We start from the raw sequence: 17,278 nt of genomic DNA on the forward strand, positions 1-17,278 counted from the left end.
GATTTTATAGGATCCGCTCCGCAAGACGATGAATGCCCTGCTCGATCGCTGCCTCATTTACTTTTGCAAACCCTAATACCCATCCTTTTCTTTTGCTATCCAAACAATAGGGCCCAAGAGGGTACACACGTATTCCATGTTGTAGGGCTAACTTTGTCACAGCTTCTTCGTCGAATGTTTCCTCAGCTTCTAATAACATATGTAATCCAGTTTCTACTCCACTGAGCGTGAAGCGCTCCCCTAAACCGCTAGCCATAATAGCTTTTGCCATGACCTCGTGTCTTCGCCGGTACACATTTCTGACTCTTCGCATATGGCGCATAAAATGACCATTTTTAATGAAGTGGGTTAGTGTTAGCTGATCCATAATCGGAAGATGACGGTAAGTCAGCTCCTGCACCTTCGCTAGCTGAGCAATCGCCTCGACTGATCCAACAATAGCCGAAATACGAATACCTGGTGCAATCATTTTAGAGAAACTCATGAGGTACAAAGTATTATTAGATGCCTGACTAAACAGCGTTGGCAGCGGCTCCCCGCGATATCGAAATTCACTATCATAATCGTCTTCAATGATCCAAAATCGTTCTTGAACGGCCTTATACAGCAATTGTTGCCGGCGGGGCTCCGACATAACGACCCCTACTGCGCACTGGTGGGAAGGGGTGGCAAAGACCAGCTTGGATTGCGGGTGAATATGCTCAACCACTAGACCATACTCATCAACGGGAACGGGTACCACATTCATACGGCGGTATCTCATTGCCATCCAAGCAGCTGGGAAACCTGGATCCTCTACTGAGACAGTGTCCCCATCAGCTAAAAGTGACTGTGCGATTAAGTCAATACTATGCTGAGCTCCTGAGGTCAACAGAATCTGATTGGTTTGGACATGTATGCCCCGTTCAAGTGATAAATAACGCTGTATTTGCTCACGTAATGGTGTGTACCCGTAGCAGTTACCGTAAGCCCAGCTTGATAAATCCATTTCAGCGGATGCCTGGAGCAGCGATTGCCGCCAGTTTTTTTGAAATTGTTCATCCAAATAGGGTTCATGGGGACTGAAATCAATATCCACTTCTAGCTGTTCTTTACCTCTGAACCAGTCATGTAATTGATCAACAGCTGAGTCTAGCAAGGAGAGTGACGGAGGTGTGGGGCCCTCTGTTTCTATTTCCTTCGTGGACATAGTGACTTGCTTCCACGTACTAACTCGCGTCCCTCCCCGGCGGGAGGTAACTGTATAACCTCGACTTAACAATTCCTCATAGACGATCTGTATAGTTGAGCGGGAGACACCTACGATGTGCGCAAGTTCGCGGGTAGGAATCAGTAATTCTCCTGGTGCCCAGACTCCGCTAGTAATATTATGAATCGCTTGATCAAGCAATTGCTGCCAGATCGGTCTCTTATCATTGCGAATTACTTTCATCATCGTACATACCTCCAAATAGAAACTCCAATCATAAAAAACGAATTATGGATTGCTCTAAACAGCGAATTTTGGATATTTTAATGCAATCCATTCATTGATATACTACCGTAACAACGCTGGTATCCGCAATTTAAATAAAAGGAGAGATTCGATATGAATTCGGTTCGTTACAAGACCAGGGAATGCCTAGATCAAGAGAAGATTGAAAGGTTCCTTCACCAAACGAGATTAGGTTATCTGGGGTTGGTTGATGGGAACCTCCCTTATGTTGTGCCACTTAATTATGTATGGACTGAAGGGAAACTGTATATTCATGGGGCTGGAGATGGAAGACGTAATCAGGTCATGCGTGATAATCCGGAGGTATGTTTTACGGTATGTGAGGAATACGGAACTATTACAGACCCGGTACCAGCCAAAACGGATACAGCTTATATGAGCGTAATGATTTTTGGACAAGCAGAACCGATTTCAGATTTGGATGAAGCCACACACGTACTTCAGGAATTGATCAATAAATACGTACCGGGTTATTATAATCGCCCCTTGTCCAAGCAGCATGTGGAAAAGTATAGATCGGCTGTATTTGGCGGTCCGGTTCAAGTTTATCGGGTAATTCCGTATCATATCACGGCAAAAGAAAGTCCTATTGAAGCAGAAAAAATGTATAAAAGGGGCATGGGTACTGGACGAGATGTTTAGCCGCAAGATACCATTACAAATGGTGTTATGCTAACGAGGTCTTTGACAGCCTTTATGTCCTAATCATATGGGGAGAGGGAGGCTTTTTAGAGGTACTATCTATCAAAGTAGGCCGCAATCCAATGAAGGAGGGCGGCCTACTTATTTTTACATTTATTTAGGTTGTTTACGTCTTCTGAGATAGGCCCAGAACACAAATACCGCTACTAGAGCAATAATGGCGCTAATGGTGATAGACCTTGTTAGATGATTATTATCGTCCGCATAATATGCGGAAGCAATGGTTCCCGACCCATCCTGCTCGTCATCGGAAGAATCGTTCTGCATCGTTTGTAACACATCAATTAAATGCCCGGGTGCTTGAGGCTCCGAAATATTGCTTAGTCCTTTTGTTTCTGCTGATGAGGCTTGTTGTGGGGCGATGATTAGTTCCTGATTGTCTTTCTTGAAGGCAGCTATATATTCGTCCCGCTCACGGATAAGTGTAGGCTCACTCACTTCACCCTCAGCTTCTAGTGAATGAATAGCATAGGCCAAAGTATTAGGATTTCCTCCAAACTCAGTAACTTGATAGGACCCGTTTGAATCCTTTTGAATGATCATTTTAGATTTGGGTATTCCGCCCGATAAAATAAGAAACTCCCAGTTGTCTTGGGGTGTGACCGTTTCAATCAGACTATCGGAAGCCGCCCTAAGCTTAGCACCATCAATAAAATGAATCTGCATTCCTTGACCTACGGTAATTTCACTAATCTCTGCTTCATTGTTGTAACCATACCCTTCAGGATCTTTAGATAGTCCTTCTTTAATCAATGTTAATCCTTCTGTATTTGCAAAAGAAACAACATCTTCAGTTACGGTCTGAGCCCATACAGGTGAGAAAAAAGTCAGAAATAAAACGAATGAAGTTACAGTTAACAGCAGCGTTTTCTTAATGGGAAGCCCTCCTTAAATATATTTGTTGAAGCCATGAAGTCCCCATCTCCAGGTTCTATCGTAGCTGGAGCCACCTTTAATGTTGGTGTATAACATGGAGGTTTTTGTGCCCCCACTCGGGTTCATGTGTTGAATCCAATCATTTCCACTATATGTGTCGTACCCATAGATAACTACTGCGTGCCCGCCACCGGTAGCACTATTCCATTTCCAGCTTACATATATAGGACTGCCAACATTATCAATCTGGTTTTTTACATCGCTGTAAGATAGTGCTCCTGTATGATTCCAACTGGAGACACCATAATCATGAATGCCTTCTTGAACAGTTCCATAAGATTCACTCTCGTCTGTTGTACAGCCGGAGGTTCCCTTCACATGATCATAAAAAGAACATTGGCTTACAGAGATTCCGTAATATTGAAGTATGGTAACGCTAGTCGCAGCCCAGCACCAATTATTCTTAGCTTGTGTAGCTGTAGGGTAGCCAATTAAATTAGTCGCATATGCTTGGGAAACAAAAGAAAAAAGAAAGACTGAAACAAAGGTTCCAACAAGCATCAATCTCTTTTTTAAAGATAGTTTCATGAATGGAATCAGCTCCTTATTATGGATTAATATTCCTTTTAATAACACTATTAAAATACCATATATTAACTTATGTGTAAAGTTTAAATATTTTTTCGTTTTTATAATAGATTCTACACATTTGATATGGAGAGGGGGATACTGATATGGATAAGGAAATATTGATGCTCGTAGGAATACGTGCTCCAATGATCCAAAGCAAGCCATTCATAACAAAAGCCACTCCGCTAAGGAATGGCTTTTCTTCATATACACTGCAATTACTAGTTACAACGGAGGTTCTTCTTTGCTAACTAGGTTTGCTTTCCTTTCAATCATGAGCTTGTTTTTCGTGGGCATAAATAATGTTATAACAAATGCGGCAATGGATAAAATCATCATGAAGTAGTAGGCGTCACTTGCCCCAAGAATCGATGTAAGGGATTTAAGGATCTCAGGAGTAGCGGAGGGATTATTCTGCATCAGTGTAGTTACATGACTGGTTGCCTGCACTGTATAAATTGTAATTACGACAGCAGTACCAATGGCCCCGGCAATTTGGCGAACGGTATTATTCACAGCTGTACCATGAGTGCCAAGTTGTTTGGGCAACGCATTTAGTCCGGCTGTATTGAGTGGCATAGTAATGAAGCTTAATCCAATTCGCAGGCCTATGGTACGAATCATTAGATAAGTATACGTGGTCGATTCAGATAAATCTGTTACCGCCCACATAGATGGAATAATAAACAATAGGCCAATGATGAACAGCGGTTTCGCACCGAAACGGTCGTATAATTTACCGGTGACGGGTGACATGAACGCATTTACGAGTGCGCCCGGCAACAATAGTAGTCCTGCATCAAATGCTGTAAACCCGCGACCATTCTGCAGATAAATAGGCAATAAGATCATATCTGCGTACATCATCATTGTGATTAATACGTTAATAAGAGATGTCATCGTAAACACTTTATTTTTGAAGACCGACAGGTTTAGCAGTGGATCATCCGATTTGATTTGTCGAAGACAGAATACGGCTGTTACCACGACCCCAATCCCTAAGGTTAGGATCACGATTACATCATCCCAGCCTTTACTTCCTGCACTACTGAAGCCGTATAAAATTAAGCCGAATCCGACGGTTGATAAAAGAACACTTACCACATCAAGCTTCGACTTAGACGTCTCAGATACATTCACTAAATACTTGAACGCCAACGCTATAACAATGAGGACAAGTGGAATAAGCCCGATAAATAACCAGCGCCAAGAGTGGTATTCGACAACAAAACCCGCGAGCGTTGGCCCAATAGCAGGAGCGAATATCATCGCCAGCCCAAGCAGTCCCATAGCGCTGCCACGTTTTTCAACGGGGAAGATCGCCAGCACAACACTCATCATGAGCGGCATTATAATGCCAGCACCGGCAGCTTGGATCATCCGTCCGATTAAGAGTAGACTAAAGCTCGGCGCTGCTGCACAAATTATAGAACCGATTAATAAAAATGACATGGCACTTATAAATAATTGCCGTGTTGTAAAACGTTTCATTAAATAGGCCGTAATCGGAATCAAAATCCCGTTGATCAGCATAAATCCTGTTGAAATCCATTGTACGGTTGTTGCTGTGACATCAAAAACATCCATCAAACTACTTAAGGCGACATTTAAAAGCGTCTGATTGAGTGTGGATAAGAAACAACCAAAGATTAAGATGGTTAGTAAGATCCCTTTATTTATGTTCTTAGTGTCTTCTTGCATGTTGCAGTCCTCTCTTCATTGCTTTTTCGACATAGTGTCAATAAAATAAATCATATCAGGATTTAAAAAGTATTCCTATTTGCAATTTTATTGAAAATGTCGACTAATCGACAGAATAGGCAAATTAGTTGATGAAAGGCCATTTAAACGATAATAGAGGGATGAAATGACTGAACATAAAAGAGTTGACCCACGAGCCATTCGCTCAAAAAAGATGTTGAAAAACGCTGTTTTTTCATTATTGTCCGACAATGTGGAGATTTCGCAATTGACCGTCCAAAAAATCGCCAACCGCGCGGAACTAAATCGCGCAACGTTTTATTTGCATTATGAGGATATTAACGATTTATTGCGCCAGATCGTACATGAAATCTTCGATGACCTATCCATGAAGGTTGAACCGCTATTACAAATGAAGAGCAACAACGAACAGGAGCAGCTGATCACCTTTTTAAATTATTTTTTTGAATACCGGAAAGTTTTTGCTGTATTGATTGAGCATAAAGGCTTCAAAAACCACTTGACCAACCTGTTAAAAAATACTGTCGAAAAACGAAGAAACGCGAGGAACATTGACTCTACTAAGGAGGTAGTCTCCGTTGATATTATTGCAGCCTCACTACTGGGGATTATTATGTGGTGGATTAAGGATGGCAACCAATATAGCGCTGAATACATAGCGGGGCAAATTACCTTGATGTATAAAAGAAGATATTTATAAGGGCTTTTATGATATATTCAAGTAAAGTTTGAGTCCCTAGCCAATATTCATAAAAAAGGAAGTGCGAACAATGGATTTAGAAACGGTCATGCAAGAGCTTGAAGCTCTCGGCAAGGAACGCACCAAGAAAATATATCTATCCAATGGCGCGCACGAACCGCTTTTTGGTGTGGCCACAGGCCAGATGAAGCCTATCTTCAGAAAAATAAAACATAATCAACCCTTGGCCGAGCAGCTTTATGCTACGGGAAATTACGACGCTATGTATTTTGCCGGGGTGATCGCGGAGCCTAAAGCAATGTCAGAGTCGGATTTTGAGCGGTGGATTGCTGGGGCTTATTTCTATATGCTATCGGACTTTGTGGTGGCAGTAACGTTGGCGGAGACGGATATTGCGCAAGAGGTTTCTGATAAATGGATTGCAAGTGAGATAGAGTTGAAAATGTCGGCGGGCTGGAACTGTTACTGCTGGCTGCTCGGAAATCGCCCGGACAGTGAATTTTCCGCAGAAAAATTGGCCGCTATGTTGGAGCTTGCTAAAAATACGATTCATGATGCCCCTGAACGAACGAAATACGCAATGAACAATTTCATCTACACTGTGGGCGTATCCTATCTGCCGCTTCATGATAAAGCGGTTGAGATTGCAAAGGAAGTTGGCCCGGTGGAAGTCCATACCGGTAGTGCAAAAAGCAAGATTTTGAATGCTTCAATTAATATTCAAAAGGCAGTTGATAAATCGCAGCTGGGCTTCAAACGAAAACATGTAAGGTGTTAGTCAGTCATGGAGTGCTAAGGAGAGCGTATTGAAGGTTGTGCCTGCAGACAGAAGAATTGGCGGCTTGGCTGACAAGCCCTTAATTGTGTGCAATAAAAGTTAATGGAACAATAATAAAGCGGTAATTAATGTTATTGACAAAATATTTGACAATGATTAGTATTGAAAAATATTAAAAATGAAGTTAGCGACATAAAAATTAAATAATTCGCAAGCTATGATTGCTATGGATCACACTATAGCAGGAGCAGCTTCTGGAGAGACCGTGGGGGAATCCCCCGGCGCCGAAGGGTTCACAATCTCAGGCAAAAGGACAGAAGAGTACTAGATAATTCATTTGTTATTCTGATCATCGTCAGAATAAATAAATGTATTTTATTTATTATTCTTATACCTAAGAGATTGGAGCGTATCCAATCTCTTTTTTGTGTGCGCCCAGCATGGGCGCTATCTATAGGGTTGAAGTCCCGAATGGCGAAGGCAGTAGTAGCCATTAGCTTAAGGCAAGGGTGTCCACCGCGAGGTGGAATCTGAAGGAAGCCAGCGGCAAATCTCCGGTCTGAGGAATACGAACTTCATACAAGGCTAACGTAGGCTGGATGAGGTTGCACAACAAACCAAAGTCCATACTGCCAAAGGCGTACGAGAGTAAATGAAGCAGATAGATGGAGAGGAAGATAGCGTTCTTACCTGGGGAGATCTGTGTGATAGGCGAGTATACTTCGTAACCCTACTTGTGAGAGTAGGCTGAGTGCACAGAAGTCAGCAGACGCCATAGTACGCAAGCTGTTGCAACAGCTGCGGAAGGGCTGAACATGGAATAGGATTTATACATCCAGGCGTTCAAGATGAGCGATGAATGCAGAAAAAAAAAAATCCGAAAGGACCTGACTGAAGAAGGAAACGGTGAATCCCGTGGGGGTCTTCAGCAGGGCGGAGTTCATCTTTGGCACAAATGGAAGGTATAAATCACGTAAAGAGAGGTTAAAAAAAAAATGTTGGAGCAACTGCTATCACGGGAAAATCTTCTGCAAGCCTTAAAGCGTGTTGAAGCGAATAAAGGAAGTCATGGCGTAGATGGGATGTCCGTAAAATCCTTACGAGAACACATCGTACAAAACTGGCAGACCTTGCGGCATGCCATAGAAGAAGGAACCTATGAACCGAGCCCCGTGCGCCGAGTCGAAATCCCGAAACCCGGTGGCGGAGGTGTTAGGTTACTAGGAATACCTACCGTGACAGATCGAATGATTCAACAAGCAATCGCGCAGGTGTTAACTCCATTGTTTGATCCAGAGTTTTCCGACCATAGCTATGGATTCCGTCCGAAAAGACGAGGGCATGATGCGGTGAGGAAAGCTCGAACCTTTATGAAAGAAGGCTATCGATTCGTAGTCGACCTAGACTTGGAGAAATTCTTTGATCGCGTCAACCATGACCGACTGATGATGAAGATTTCGGAGAAAGTGGAGGACAAGAAAGTTCTCCTGCTTATCCGCAAATATCTTCAGTCAGGTGTGATGGAGAACGGGTTAGTAACCCCGACAACGGAAGGTGCCCCGCAAGGCGGTCCACTGAGTCCGTTATTATCTAACATTGTCCTAGATGAGCTCGACAAAGAACTCGAGAAACGTGGGCACCGCTTCGTTCGTTATGCGGATGATTGCAATATTTACGTGAAAACGCTAAGAGCAGGAGAGAGAGTCAAGACAACGGTCACCCGATTCATCGAGACGAGGCTAAAGCTGAAGGTGAACCAAGTAAAGAGCGCGGTAGACCGTCCCTGGAAACGAAAGTTTCTAGGATTTAGTTTTAGTGTGGACAAAGAACCAAAGGTGAGAATTGCGAAGCAGTCCTTACAGAGAGTCAAGGTTCGAATACAGGAGATATCCTCTCGAAAGAGATCGATGAAGATGGAAGAGCGAATCAAGGAACTAAACCACTACCTCATGGGATGGTGCGGTTATTTCTCGCTGGCGGATACCCCAAGTACCTTTCGAGATATGGATAAATGGATACGAAGAAGGCTACGAATGTGCCTCTGGAAGCAGTGGAAGACCCCTAGAACCAAAGTCAAAAGACTTATATCCTTAGGGGTACCTAAGGATAAAGCCTATGAGTGGGGAAATACCCGAAAAGGGTATTGGCGAATTGCAGGGAGTCCAATTCTACAACATGCATTGAATAACCAATATTGGGAAGCCAATGGATTAAAGAGTGTATTGGACAGATACAACTCCTTACGGAATATTTCATGAACCGCCGTATATCGAACGGTACGTACGGTGGTGTGAGAGGTCGGGGGCTAGCCGCCCCCTCCTACTCGATTATCATTTTTACTTGTTATTTTTTTCACATAAGGGGGAGTTCGAAATGGCAGCACAAGAATTAAAGAGAGATTTAGAGAATCGACATGTTCAGCTCATTGCGATTGGTGGAACCATCGGTACCGGATTATTTCTAGGATCTGGAAAAGCTATACAGCTGGCAGGACCATCGATCATTTTTGCTTATTTAATCGTGGGTATCGCTATTTTCTTTGTGATGAGGGCATTGGGAGAACTTCTGTTGTCAAAAGCAGGTTATCAATCTTTTACAGACATTGCCGAAGATTATCTTGGACCGCGGGCGGCGTTTGTAACTGGATGGACCTATTGGTTTTGCTGGATCATGACGGCTATGGCCGATATTATAGCTGTTGGGGTCTATGTACAATATTGGTTTGATATCCCGCAATGGATACCCGCAGTCATTTGTTTAATTATTTTATTAGGACTCAATTTATTAACTGTAAAAAGCTTTGGCGAATTGGAATTTTGGTTTGCTTTAATTAAGGTAATCACTATTCTCGCGTTAATTGCCATAGGGGTAGTTTTACTGGTGATTGGATTCAAAACAACTACCGGAACGGTTGCGCTCAGTAATATTTGGGCACATGGGGGAGTATTTCCAAACGGGATTTCCGGGTTCTTACTTTCATTTCAAATGGTTGTGTTTGCTTTTGTGGGTGTGGAATTGGTGGGGGTATCAGCAGCGGAAACATCCAATCCAGAAAAAACTATCCCATCGGCGATTAATAAAATACCTTTACGAATTCTATTTTTCTACGTGGGTGCTATTATTGCCTTATTATGCATCAACGCTTGGACAGAACTAAACCCGGCAGAAAGTCCTTTTGTTAAAACATTTAGTTTAGTGGGGATTCCGATTGCCGCGGGGGTTATTAATTTCGTTGTATTAACTTCAGCTGCTTCCGCTTGTAACAGCGGGATGTTCTCAACAAGCCGGATTCTATACAATCTAAGCAGAAATGACCAGGCTCCAGCCAACTTTGCAAAGCTTAATAAAAATCATGTACCAAGTAATGCTTTATTCATATCCACGCTTGTCTTATCTGTAGGGGCTTTGTTGAGTAAGCTGATTCCGGAGACGGCCTTTGGCATCGTGACAACGATTAGTGCCATTTGTTTCATCTGGGTTTGGGGCGTCGTTCTAATTTGCCATTTGCGATATAAAAAGACGAAGCCGGAATTGCAGGCCAAATCAAAATTCAAGGCACCGTTCACACCTTTTGTGAATTATGTTGTTCTAGCCTTGTTTGCAATCATACTCATAATTATGCTGTTTGCTGATGAAACTCGTCCGGCATTATTGTTGACGCCTTTATGGTTTATTTTATTATTTGTTTTGTATTCGATAAATAGAAGAAAGAGGGAAAGAGATAATAAAATAATCAGGACCGAAACACCTCTCTAGTTTATGAGGAAAGCTTTAACCGGCGCAGAAGCCGTGGTTATATTCAACCGCGACTGGGCAGGGAGCCCTTGCCGGTTTCAAGCGTTCCTACATGGACGTTTGCTTAAAGAATATGCAAAGTTAAACAGAAAACCGGAAGATACTGTTAAAATGGTATCTCCCGGTTTTTTAATTTTTTACAAACTATAATATCATCGAGTTTACAGTTTTTTTCAGTTATTGTTTATTACTATTTCAACTGATATAATTCTTATTTCGACAATAAGTTTACAAGTAAGATAACTATCGTAATGGTAAAATCAATTTAAAAGTGGTGAATTCATGAGAGAGTTCTACAGTCGGGTGAATCGAAAAACCTATTACATATTAATGTTAATGATCATCGTTCTTATGATGTTTGGATTGATACTATCTACCCTAGAGTTAGATGGGATTGATTTTGGTTATATCATTCATTTTTTATGTGTGGCGTTTCTAACGGTTTGTTTATGGATTTACCCTAAGCATGAGACACATACTTTTAGAAAGATTATCATTCTATTTGGATTTGCGTATTTTTATACGCTATTCTTTTTATATCCTCAAACATGGACTACCTATATCCTCATTTGTCTTATTCCTGCACTGTCTATTCTATTTTTTGATTTAAAATTGTTCTATTTTTCCTTCATTATAAATGGGGTACTAATGGTAATTACATTTGGCTATATCCTCTTGATTGATAGAGGGGATTTATATACATATTTACATTATGATATGCTAGGCAATTTCATTAATATAATAGCGGTTCAAGTGTTATTATTTTTCATTTTTCAAATATCATTTAAACGGATGAAAAAACAGCAGCTTTATTATGAACAATTACAGCAATCTGAGCGTTTAAAGATGGTTGGACAATTAACAGCTGCCGTTGCGCACGAAATTAGAAATCCAGTGACAGTGGTTAGAGGTTTTTTGCAGTTTTTTGATGAGGATCCTTCATTTGATGATCCTATGAAAAGAAAATTTAAATTAATGATTGATGAATTAAACACAGTAGAACAGATTATCTCGCAATTTCTAACCCTTTCAAAGCCAAATGGAGAGCAAAAATTAGAAAAAGTAGATGTGAAGGATGTACTTGAAAGTGTTACAGGATTGCTCCATTCCTACGCAATGTTATCTGATAATCAAATCGTTACCTACGTAGAAGAAGATTGCATGATTTCTATTAATAAAATTGAATTTAAGCAGCTGCTTATTAATATAATAAAAAATGCTTTAGAGGCTTCGGAAGTTGGTAAATCTGTCTCTATTATGGCGAATAGGAACAATAATTTTATTGAGATAACAATCATCGATGAAGGAAGCGGGATGTCAGAAGCAGAGGTTAAGTCGCTAGGCACTCCTTTTTATTCATTAAAAAGTAATGGAACAGGTTTAGGATTAATGATTTGCTTTAATATCGTAGAAAAATACGGCGGGGAAATTTATTATAGTAGCTCTGAAGGTAAGGGGACAACAGCTACTATCCGCTTTTTAGCTATAAATGATCAGTAATACGGAACCTTCTTTCAATTGAACAAAGGGGATTACCTCAAGCCTTCGGCGGAGAGGTAATCCCCTTTTCCTAGATATATATGTTTATGTTTGCTGCGTTAACGATTATTTTAGAGGGATTTTGATCTCCAGTTGCTTGTTATAATTTTTAACTACATTGCCTTTGGCATCTAATTTATAAGCCCCGGTGTTGCCTTTTTCAAATACGGCTTGATAAGGTCTGATAACTAGATATTCAGCGGCTGAGCGAGGTGCTTCGAACAATAAATCTTCAGAAACCGTATTTTGAGTTGCTGCAATAGAATCTCTTGCAATAGATTCTAATTTATTGCCCAGATTATCATAAATGTCATATCCTAAAGCCTGGCCTTGGGTGGCAACCCCTTTAACCGCTAAAGCGATACGCACAGAAGTCTCTCCCGCAGCAACACGGGTGGTTTTGATTTCAAATTGGTTGTCATTCTTTATAGCAGGCAGCTGAATATTACGCACTAATCCTGCTTGCTTGAGGGAAAATTTAAGTACATACGGGTTTTCGATTCCGTTAAGCTTCACATAGATACTCAATTCAGAGGAAGCCAGGCTTGCCTTTTGTTGCTCGGTTAGCCATCCGGTCTGCAATACAACAACCGCCTTGTTGGCATCTCCGTCACTGATCCAGCGTGGTGTTTTTAAATCGATGCCTCCTGGTTGAGCGAGCTTGGCGTCTATTCCCACAATAGTACCTTCTGCAAGATAGGGTTCGCCTTTATCATTTAAGGTTACTCCTGCGAGCATTCCTGAAAATAGCGATCCCTCACGGCTCAGGTCGATCTTAATATAATTACCGTCAAACTGTGCACTGCCCTTTAAAGTAAGCTGATCGTGTGAATCGGCCACTTTTGTTGTATTCAGGGAAGCTTCAACAGCGGGTTGGGCACTGGATGCTTGAGTTAAAGCTGGCATTCCCAACGCTCCTAGGCATACAGCAGCACTTAAAATTACAGACATCTTCTTAGTCATTTTTTTCATGATATTATCAAGCTCCTTAATTTTTATTTAACTAGCACGTTTATCTCTAGACCGTCAATATAATGCTTCACTGGGTTTCCAGAACTGTCAATTTTAAATGCTCCATTCTTACTTTGTGGGTTCTCAAACTCATAAAGATAGCCACGGATTGTGAGCATATTAGGGTGTTTCTCAAATGGCTCAGTAAGCAAATCGACATTAAGTGACCTATTGGAAGTCGAGAGGACTTTCTGCGAAATATCTTTCAGCACCTGTCCTTGTTGATCCTTTACTTCAAAGCCCACTAAACTCAATGCTGTATGATCTTCGTCTGTATCCTGTTCCAGCATGAGCGACAGGCGTGTCGTTAATGGACTATATTCCAGCTTTTTCAGGATCAAACTCCATCCTCCAACTTGTGCGCGTATGTCAGGTGTGGAAATTTTATTAATCGTAGCCTTCCGCGCAGGAATTTGGAGAACAAACGGTTCATCAATACCGTTTAAGCCAAGGGTTACAGTCAATACAAATCGATCAGGAAAAGGTTTGTTGGAGATTCCGGAATTCGAGGAATCCACTAGTCTAAAAATAGCTGTGTTGCTTTCCGCACCTTCTATCCAGCTTAGAAACGGCATAGCTTTCCAGAGACCATCTGAAAATTGCTCCAGGGAAGCGCCGTCGATCATTACTTCTGCAGAGGTTATTGCACCTTTCGCTAAAAAAGGCTTCCCATCTCCTCCAATCGTTACTCCGGCTAGCTTACCTTCCAGTTCTTCTCCCTCACGCTTCACCGAGAATGCCAACCGGCTGCCATCAAATACAGCCTCTTCGGCAGACAAGGTGATCCCTTCATGCGTATCACTGCTGTTTAGACGGGAAGTCAGCCCCAGACGCTGGGCCGCTTGTAACCCTATATCATCTGCCCGTTCAAAAATACCGCCTATCAAGGGAAGCTGCTTGAGCGCATTGGCCAACGTAGGCGGATAGATAGCCGTTAGCATAACACTTAACAATATCGCCGCAGTCACAGCAGCTGTGATTTTTGGATAAATCCGCTTTTTCTTTTCCTTTTCCACAGGATCCTGGACAATGGTGGCCAGCGATGCATAAATCGAATCCTGCCGTGATCGTAGTAAAGGAGGAAGCTCCTGTATATTAGCTTTCCCTAGCTCCCTGATCTGCTTTTCTAAATTGTTATTATTCATTAGCAAGACCCTCCTCCCGCACAGGATGTATCTGTTTGGACAACAATCTCCGTGCGCGATGAAGTCGTGCCCTGACCGCTCCCTCGGAGATGTCGAGCACATCTGCAATCTGCTTAATGGATAAATCGTCATAATAAAAAAGCACGATAGCAAGCCGCAGGGATTCGTCCAACTGATTAATGAAGCTTTGTAGGTCTACGTTGCCTGAATCTTCAAAATGCACATAGGAAACGACCGGTTCCTCGGGAATTTCCGCCACAGCTATAGTTCGTTCTCGCATACGAAGTAACTGATTGCATTCATTAATCAGGATGCGTATAACCCAGGTTTTAAAAAACTTAGGCTGCTTAAGGTTGGCCAACCCTTTATACACCTTCAGTGTTGTTTCCTGAAGAGCATCCGCGCAATCTTCATCTTTTAGCAGAATGGTTTTGGCTAATCTGTACAACTGGGATTCCAGTTGCCTGAAAAGACGGGTAAACGCCTCGTGGTCGCCTTTCTGCGCTTTTTTGATATCCAGTTCGTTTTCCAGCAAATGATTTTTCCTCCTTGAGGGCCCTCTGTATAATTAGATGGAGAAGACATACAAAAAGTTATATTTAGAATAAAATTCATTCTCCTGGACAAATCACTTACCTCGGTAGTGGTATAAAGTCCGTGCAATTCATTGTTTTTGGCAAGGGGAGTTTCAAGTGGATAAACTGAAAAAAATCCAGAATTACCACCTTATCTGAAAAGAAGTAGTGGGGTAATCCTGAATTAAAAATTGTATACATATATCTTGGTACGCAGTGTGTCCGTGCATGTTATGGTACGGACACACTGCATGCCTGGAAGGGCAAAACAAATGCTAATGACCACCGCGCCCGGCAGTAGCTCACGCTTGAACTTGTCCCCAAGCCGCTTCATTGCTCCGGGAAATAAGTAACAAAGAACAATATCCGCATGCTCGTAAGAGCTGCTATAAATATCCCCACGTACATAATGAAGCCTTCCGTGGAGCAGATTCTGGCCTTCGTCTGCTCGCAGCATACGTGTGCCGAACCTAGCAAGCAGCTGGGATGTCCACAAGGGAATACTGGAATTTTCAATGCCCGTCAGCCTTTTGCCTGGACATTGGCGAATAACATCCATGCCAAGTGTTCCCCAACCCGATCCCGCCTCCACAATGCTGCTATATCCCGGAATCCGATTCACCTCAACGGCAACAGCCGAGCGTACAGATTTTGACGTAGGCATCGGCGATATCCCGTTCCTCCAGCTCACCAGCACAATCGACACCATGGATAACAAGGCTGCGAAGGCGATGAGCCAAGCGATGACTTGAATCACGATCAATACTATCATTCCTTCTTCAACTGCTAGAAGCAGGCTTCGAATTCTATTACTTTCTCTCAGCATTTCGTTTATTAACTTCATATGGATAAAGATCCTGAATTTCCTTGCTTTCAATATCTTGACCTACATAAAAAATCAGAGTGGGATCATTTACTGGATGGGCATAAGAAAGATAAGTGCGATGAATAAAATCAAAGTCCATCTTACCCAGCTGGAAATCGATTTGATATTTATCTTCTAAATAGACTTCAAATTGCTTTTTTAAAGCCAGAGACTTCCACGGAAGTCCAAAGAATAAAAAGTAGATTCCTATAAGAAATATCAAAAAAATTAAGAGGAAAAGCGACTTTTTACTGAGAATGGTATGTTTTATAATTCATAACCCTCCCTAGCGTTTATTCTACATGAACTTTGCCGGACATATCAAAATCAACCTCTTCAAGAAATTCGATAACTTCTCCATTGGGACTGTGAATGATCGCGTTTTTTATTAGAAGAGGCGGTTCGCCCAGAGACAGAGAATCCGGTGCTATAAAAGCTTTTGCGCCATGTGCAAGGGCTTTTTGATACATCTCCTCTACATTATCTACATAGAAGGCAAGATGTAATAACGCTCCGTGCGCTATATCTTCATCAGATAAGGCTTTTTTTCCTTGAGCGGCGATGACTGCATCATTATCAAAAATCTCAATGCAGGTTCTGCGGTCAGGTGAAATCAGCATGGAGGCTTCTTTGATCTGAAAGGATGGCAGACTCCAATGATGACCTAGCTTGAATCCTAAAACGTCCATATAGAATGAAATAGTTGCTTTATAGTCTTTGGCTTGAATCGCTACATGTGCAAGGCCTGTTACACTCATTTATAATCGCTCCCAACTTCAATATATACTTATTATAGTTGTATTAAAATATGAGATATATATATAAGATAAGTGTTTTGTAGTAATATGGTTATTAAATTTAAGGTATTTTAGTGGAATAAGTTTATTTTATAAAATGGGTCTAGGAGGCGCTTGCTATGGAACAACTTGTGGATGAGATTGATAAAAAGATTATGCAATTACTTCAGTACAATGCCCGAATGTCCATTTCACAAATCAGTAAAGAGGTTTCTATGTCACAACCCTCTGTTAAAGAACGAATGATCAAGCTGGAGGAAAGGAATATCATTTCTGGGTATCATACAGCTTTTAATCTACGAGATCTGGATCGGGGCACAACTACGTTTATTCTATTAAAAACAGAACATTGCCAAGAGATTACGGATTTTTGCAAACATGCTATGGAAGTTACCGATTTATATCGGATTAGCGGAGAATATAATTATCTCATAAAGGTACAAACCGCGTCTATTGAGGAGTTAGCTGAATTCCAAGATAAACTTATAAAGTTTGGACCTTCAAAATCTCATATCAGTCTGAAAAATATATTGGAAAACAGGGTGTTGCTCTAAAGCCCATTTTCCAAACACAATATCTAGTAACCGCTTTCATTCCATTGTAGAATGGATGAAAACAACGTTAGCATTGACTCGGATACAAGGGAGC

General features: G+C 41.6%; 16 protein-coding genes and 1 riboswitch. Of the genes, 7 read left to right on the top strand and 9 right to left on the bottom strand.

The features are described 5' to 3' along the window. Nucleotides 1-4 precede the first annotated feature (4 nt). Nucleotides 5-1,435, bottom strand: coding sequence for a PLP-dependent aminotransferase family protein (locus tag MKY63_RS11010; protein WP_339812841.1), 1,431 nt, complete (start codon nt 1,433-1,435; stop codon nt 5-7). Between the two features lie 153 nt (nt 1,436-1,588). Here MKY63_RS11010 and MKY63_RS11015 point away from each other — a divergent pair, with 153 nt between their 5' ends. Beyond that, the gene (locus tag MKY63_RS11015) at nt 1,589-2,137 is read left to right on the top strand and encodes a pyridoxamine 5'-phosphate oxidase family protein (protein ID WP_036682364.1); all 549 of its coding nucleotides are present in this window, start codon (nt 1,589-1,591) and stop codon (nt 2,135-2,137) included. Between the two features lie 153 nt (nt 2,138-2,290). Here the strand turns inward: MKY63_RS11015 and MKY63_RS11020 are convergent, their stop codons facing one another. The 3 genes from MKY63_RS11020 to MKY63_RS11030 all read right to left on the bottom strand — a co-directional run bounded on the left by MKY63_RS11020 (nt 2,291) and on the right by MKY63_RS11030 (nt 5,404). After that, nucleotides 2,291-2,950, bottom strand: coding sequence for a hypothetical protein (locus tag MKY63_RS11020; RefSeq protein ID WP_076124251.1), 660 nt, complete (start codon nt 2,948-2,950; stop codon nt 2,291-2,293). Nucleotides 2,951-3,085: 135 nt separating this feature from the next. After that, a complete protein-coding gene (locus MKY63_RS11025) occupies nt 3,086-3,661 on the bottom strand; it encodes a C39 family peptidase (protein WP_076105127.1) in 576 nt (191 codons plus the stop codon). Between the two features lie 267 nt (nt 3,662-3,928). Next, a complete protein-coding gene (locus tag MKY63_RS11030) occupies nt 3,929-5,404 on the bottom strand; it encodes a DHA2 family efflux MFS transporter permease subunit (protein ID WP_339812847.1) in 1,476 nt (491 codons plus the stop codon). Nucleotides 5,405-5,570: 166 nt separating this feature from the next. On the opposite strand from MKY63_RS11030, the gene MKY63_RS11035 reads away from it, so the two are divergent. The 5 genes from MKY63_RS11035 to MKY63_RS11055 all read left to right on the top strand — a co-directional run bounded on the left by MKY63_RS11035 (nt 5,571) and on the right by MKY63_RS11055 (nt 12,198). After that, nucleotides 5,571-6,125 carry a TetR-like C-terminal domain-containing protein gene (locus MKY63_RS11035; RefSeq protein WP_036682356.1) on the top strand — a complete coding sequence of 185 codons (555 nt, stop codon included), beginning with the start codon at nt 5,571-5,573 and terminating at the stop codon, nt 6,123-6,125. Nucleotides 6,126-6,195: 70 nt separating this feature from the next. Then, complete coding sequence (locus MKY63_RS11040; RefSeq protein WP_076143912.1) at nt 6,196-6,903, top strand: DNA alkylation repair protein; 708 nt, start codon at nt 6,196-6,198, stop codon at nt 6,901-6,903. A gap of 244 nt (nt 6,904-7,147) precedes the next feature. Next, nucleotides 7,148-7,230, top strand: a riboswitch (glycine riboswitch). 668 nt (nt 7,231-7,898) lie between these two features. Continuing rightward, on the top strand, nt 7,899-9,161 hold the full coding sequence (gene ltrA, locus MKY63_RS11045) for a group II intron reverse transcriptase/maturase (protein WP_036681916.1): 1,263 nt from the start codon (nt 7,899-7,901) through the stop codon (nt 9,159-9,161). A gap of 115 nt (nt 9,162-9,276) precedes the next feature. Beyond that, a complete protein-coding gene (locus tag MKY63_RS11050; RefSeq protein ID WP_036682353.1) occupies nt 9,277-10,659 on the top strand; it encodes an amino acid permease in 1,383 nt (460 codons plus the stop codon). Nucleotides 10,660-10,980: 321 nt separating this feature from the next. Then, complete coding sequence (locus MKY63_RS11055; RefSeq protein ID WP_076143910.1) at nt 10,981-12,198, top strand: HAMP domain-containing sensor histidine kinase; 1,218 nt, start codon at nt 10,981-10,983, stop codon at nt 12,196-12,198. Between the two features lie 105 nt (nt 12,199-12,303). Here MKY63_RS11055 and MKY63_RS11060 read toward each other — a convergent pair whose 3' ends face one another. The 5 genes from MKY63_RS11060 to MKY63_RS11080 all read right to left on the bottom strand — a co-directional run bounded on the left by MKY63_RS11060 (nt 12,304) and on the right by MKY63_RS11080 (nt 16,591). Beyond that, entirely contained in the window at nt 12,304-13,209 is a 906-nt protein-coding gene (locus MKY63_RS11060) for a DUF5643 domain-containing protein (RefSeq protein WP_076222402.1), read from the bottom strand. Between the two features lie 23 nt (nt 13,210-13,232). Then, nucleotides 13,233-14,393 (bottom strand): DUF4179 domain-containing protein, encoded by a 1,161-nt coding sequence (locus MKY63_RS11065; RefSeq protein WP_339812852.1) that lies wholly within the window; start codon nt 14,391-14,393, stop codon nt 13,233-13,235. Beyond that, the gene (locus MKY63_RS11070) at nt 14,386-14,928 is read right to left on the bottom strand and encodes a sigma-70 family RNA polymerase sigma factor (RefSeq protein ID WP_232061486.1); all 543 of its coding nucleotides are present in this window, start codon (nt 14,926-14,928) and stop codon (nt 14,386-14,388) included. The genes MKY63_RS11065 and MKY63_RS11070 overlap by 8 nt, the downstream gene beginning before the upstream one ends. A 224-nt stretch (nt 14,929-15,152) precedes the next feature. Next, nucleotides 15,153-15,812: a class I SAM-dependent methyltransferase gene (locus tag MKY63_RS11075; RefSeq protein WP_339812856.1), complete on the bottom strand. Its 660-nt coding sequence runs from the start codon at nt 15,810-15,812 to the stop codon at nt 15,153-15,155. 314 nt (nt 15,813-16,126) lie between these two features. Further along, nucleotides 16,127-16,591, bottom strand: a complete 465-nt coding sequence (locus tag MKY63_RS11080; RefSeq protein WP_339812859.1) for a VOC family protein — start codon at nt 16,589-16,591, stop codon at nt 16,127-16,129. Nucleotides 16,592-16,749: 158 nt separating this feature from the next. Here MKY63_RS11080 and MKY63_RS11085 point away from each other — a divergent pair, with 158 nt between their 5' ends. Further along, nucleotides 16,750-17,184, top strand: coding sequence for an Lrp/AsnC family transcriptional regulator (locus tag MKY63_RS11085; RefSeq protein ID WP_339812862.1), 435 nt, complete (start codon nt 16,750-16,752; stop codon nt 17,182-17,184). The last annotated feature ends 94 nt before the right edge of the window (nt 17,185-17,278 follow it).

Origin of the sequence: Paenibacillus sp. FSL R7-0189, assembly GCF_037969925.1 — a bacterium.
Lineage (GTDB): Bacteria > Bacillota > Bacilli > Paenibacillales > Paenibacillaceae > Paenibacillus_AQ > Paenibacillus_AQ odorifer.

What these genes read in the sequence shown, in the direction of transcription:
- MKY63_RS11010 (WP_339812841.1), bottom strand. Translation starts at nt 1,435, where the DNA reads ATGATGAAAGTAATTCGCAATGATAAGAGACCGATCTGGCAGCAATTG.
- MKY63_RS11015 (WP_036682364.1), top strand. Translation starts at nt 1,589, where the DNA reads ATGAATTCGGTTCGTTACAAGACCAGGGAATGCCTAGATCAAGAGAAG.
- MKY63_RS11025 (WP_076105127.1), bottom strand. Translation starts at nt 3,661, where the DNA reads ATGAAACTATCTTTAAAAAAGAGATTGATGCTTGTTGGAACCTTTGTT.
- MKY63_RS11030 (WP_339812847.1), bottom strand. Translation starts at nt 5,404, where the DNA reads ATGCAAGAAGACACTAAGAACATAAATAAAGGGATCTTACTAACCATC.
- MKY63_RS11035 (WP_036682356.1), top strand. Translation starts at nt 5,571, where the DNA reads ATGACTGAACATAAAAGAGTTGACCCACGAGCCATTCGCTCAAAAAAG.
- MKY63_RS11040 (WP_076143912.1), top strand. Translation starts at nt 6,196, where the DNA reads ATGGATTTAGAAACGGTCATGCAAGAGCTTGAAGCTCTCGGCAAGGAA.
- ltrA (WP_036681916.1), top strand. Translation starts at nt 7,899, where the DNA reads ATGTTGGAGCAACTGCTATCACGGGAAAATCTTCTGCAAGCCTTAAAG.
- MKY63_RS11050 (WP_036682353.1), top strand. Translation starts at nt 9,277, where the DNA reads ATGGCAGCACAAGAATTAAAGAGAGATTTAGAGAATCGACATGTTCAG.
- MKY63_RS11055 (WP_076143910.1), top strand. Translation starts at nt 10,981, where the DNA reads ATGAGAGAGTTCTACAGTCGGGTGAATCGAAAAACCTATTACATATTA.
- MKY63_RS11060 (WP_076222402.1), bottom strand. Translation starts at nt 13,209, where the DNA reads ATGAAAAAAATGACTAAGAAGATGTCTGTAATTTTAAGTGCTGCTGTA.
- MKY63_RS11065 (WP_339812852.1), bottom strand. Translation starts at nt 14,393, where the DNA reads ATGAATAATAACAATTTAGAAAAGCAGATCAGGGAGCTAGGGAAAGCT.
- MKY63_RS11075 (WP_339812856.1), bottom strand. Translation starts at nt 15,812, where the DNA reads ATGAAGTTAATAAACGAAATGCTGAGAGAAAGTAATAGAATTCGAAGC.
- MKY63_RS11080 (WP_339812859.1), bottom strand. Translation starts at nt 16,591, where the DNA reads ATGAGTGTAACAGGCCTTGCACATGTAGCGATTCAAGCCAAAGACTAT.
- MKY63_RS11085 (WP_339812862.1), top strand. Translation starts at nt 16,750, where the DNA reads ATGGAACAACTTGTGGATGAGATTGATAAAAAGATTATGCAATTACTT.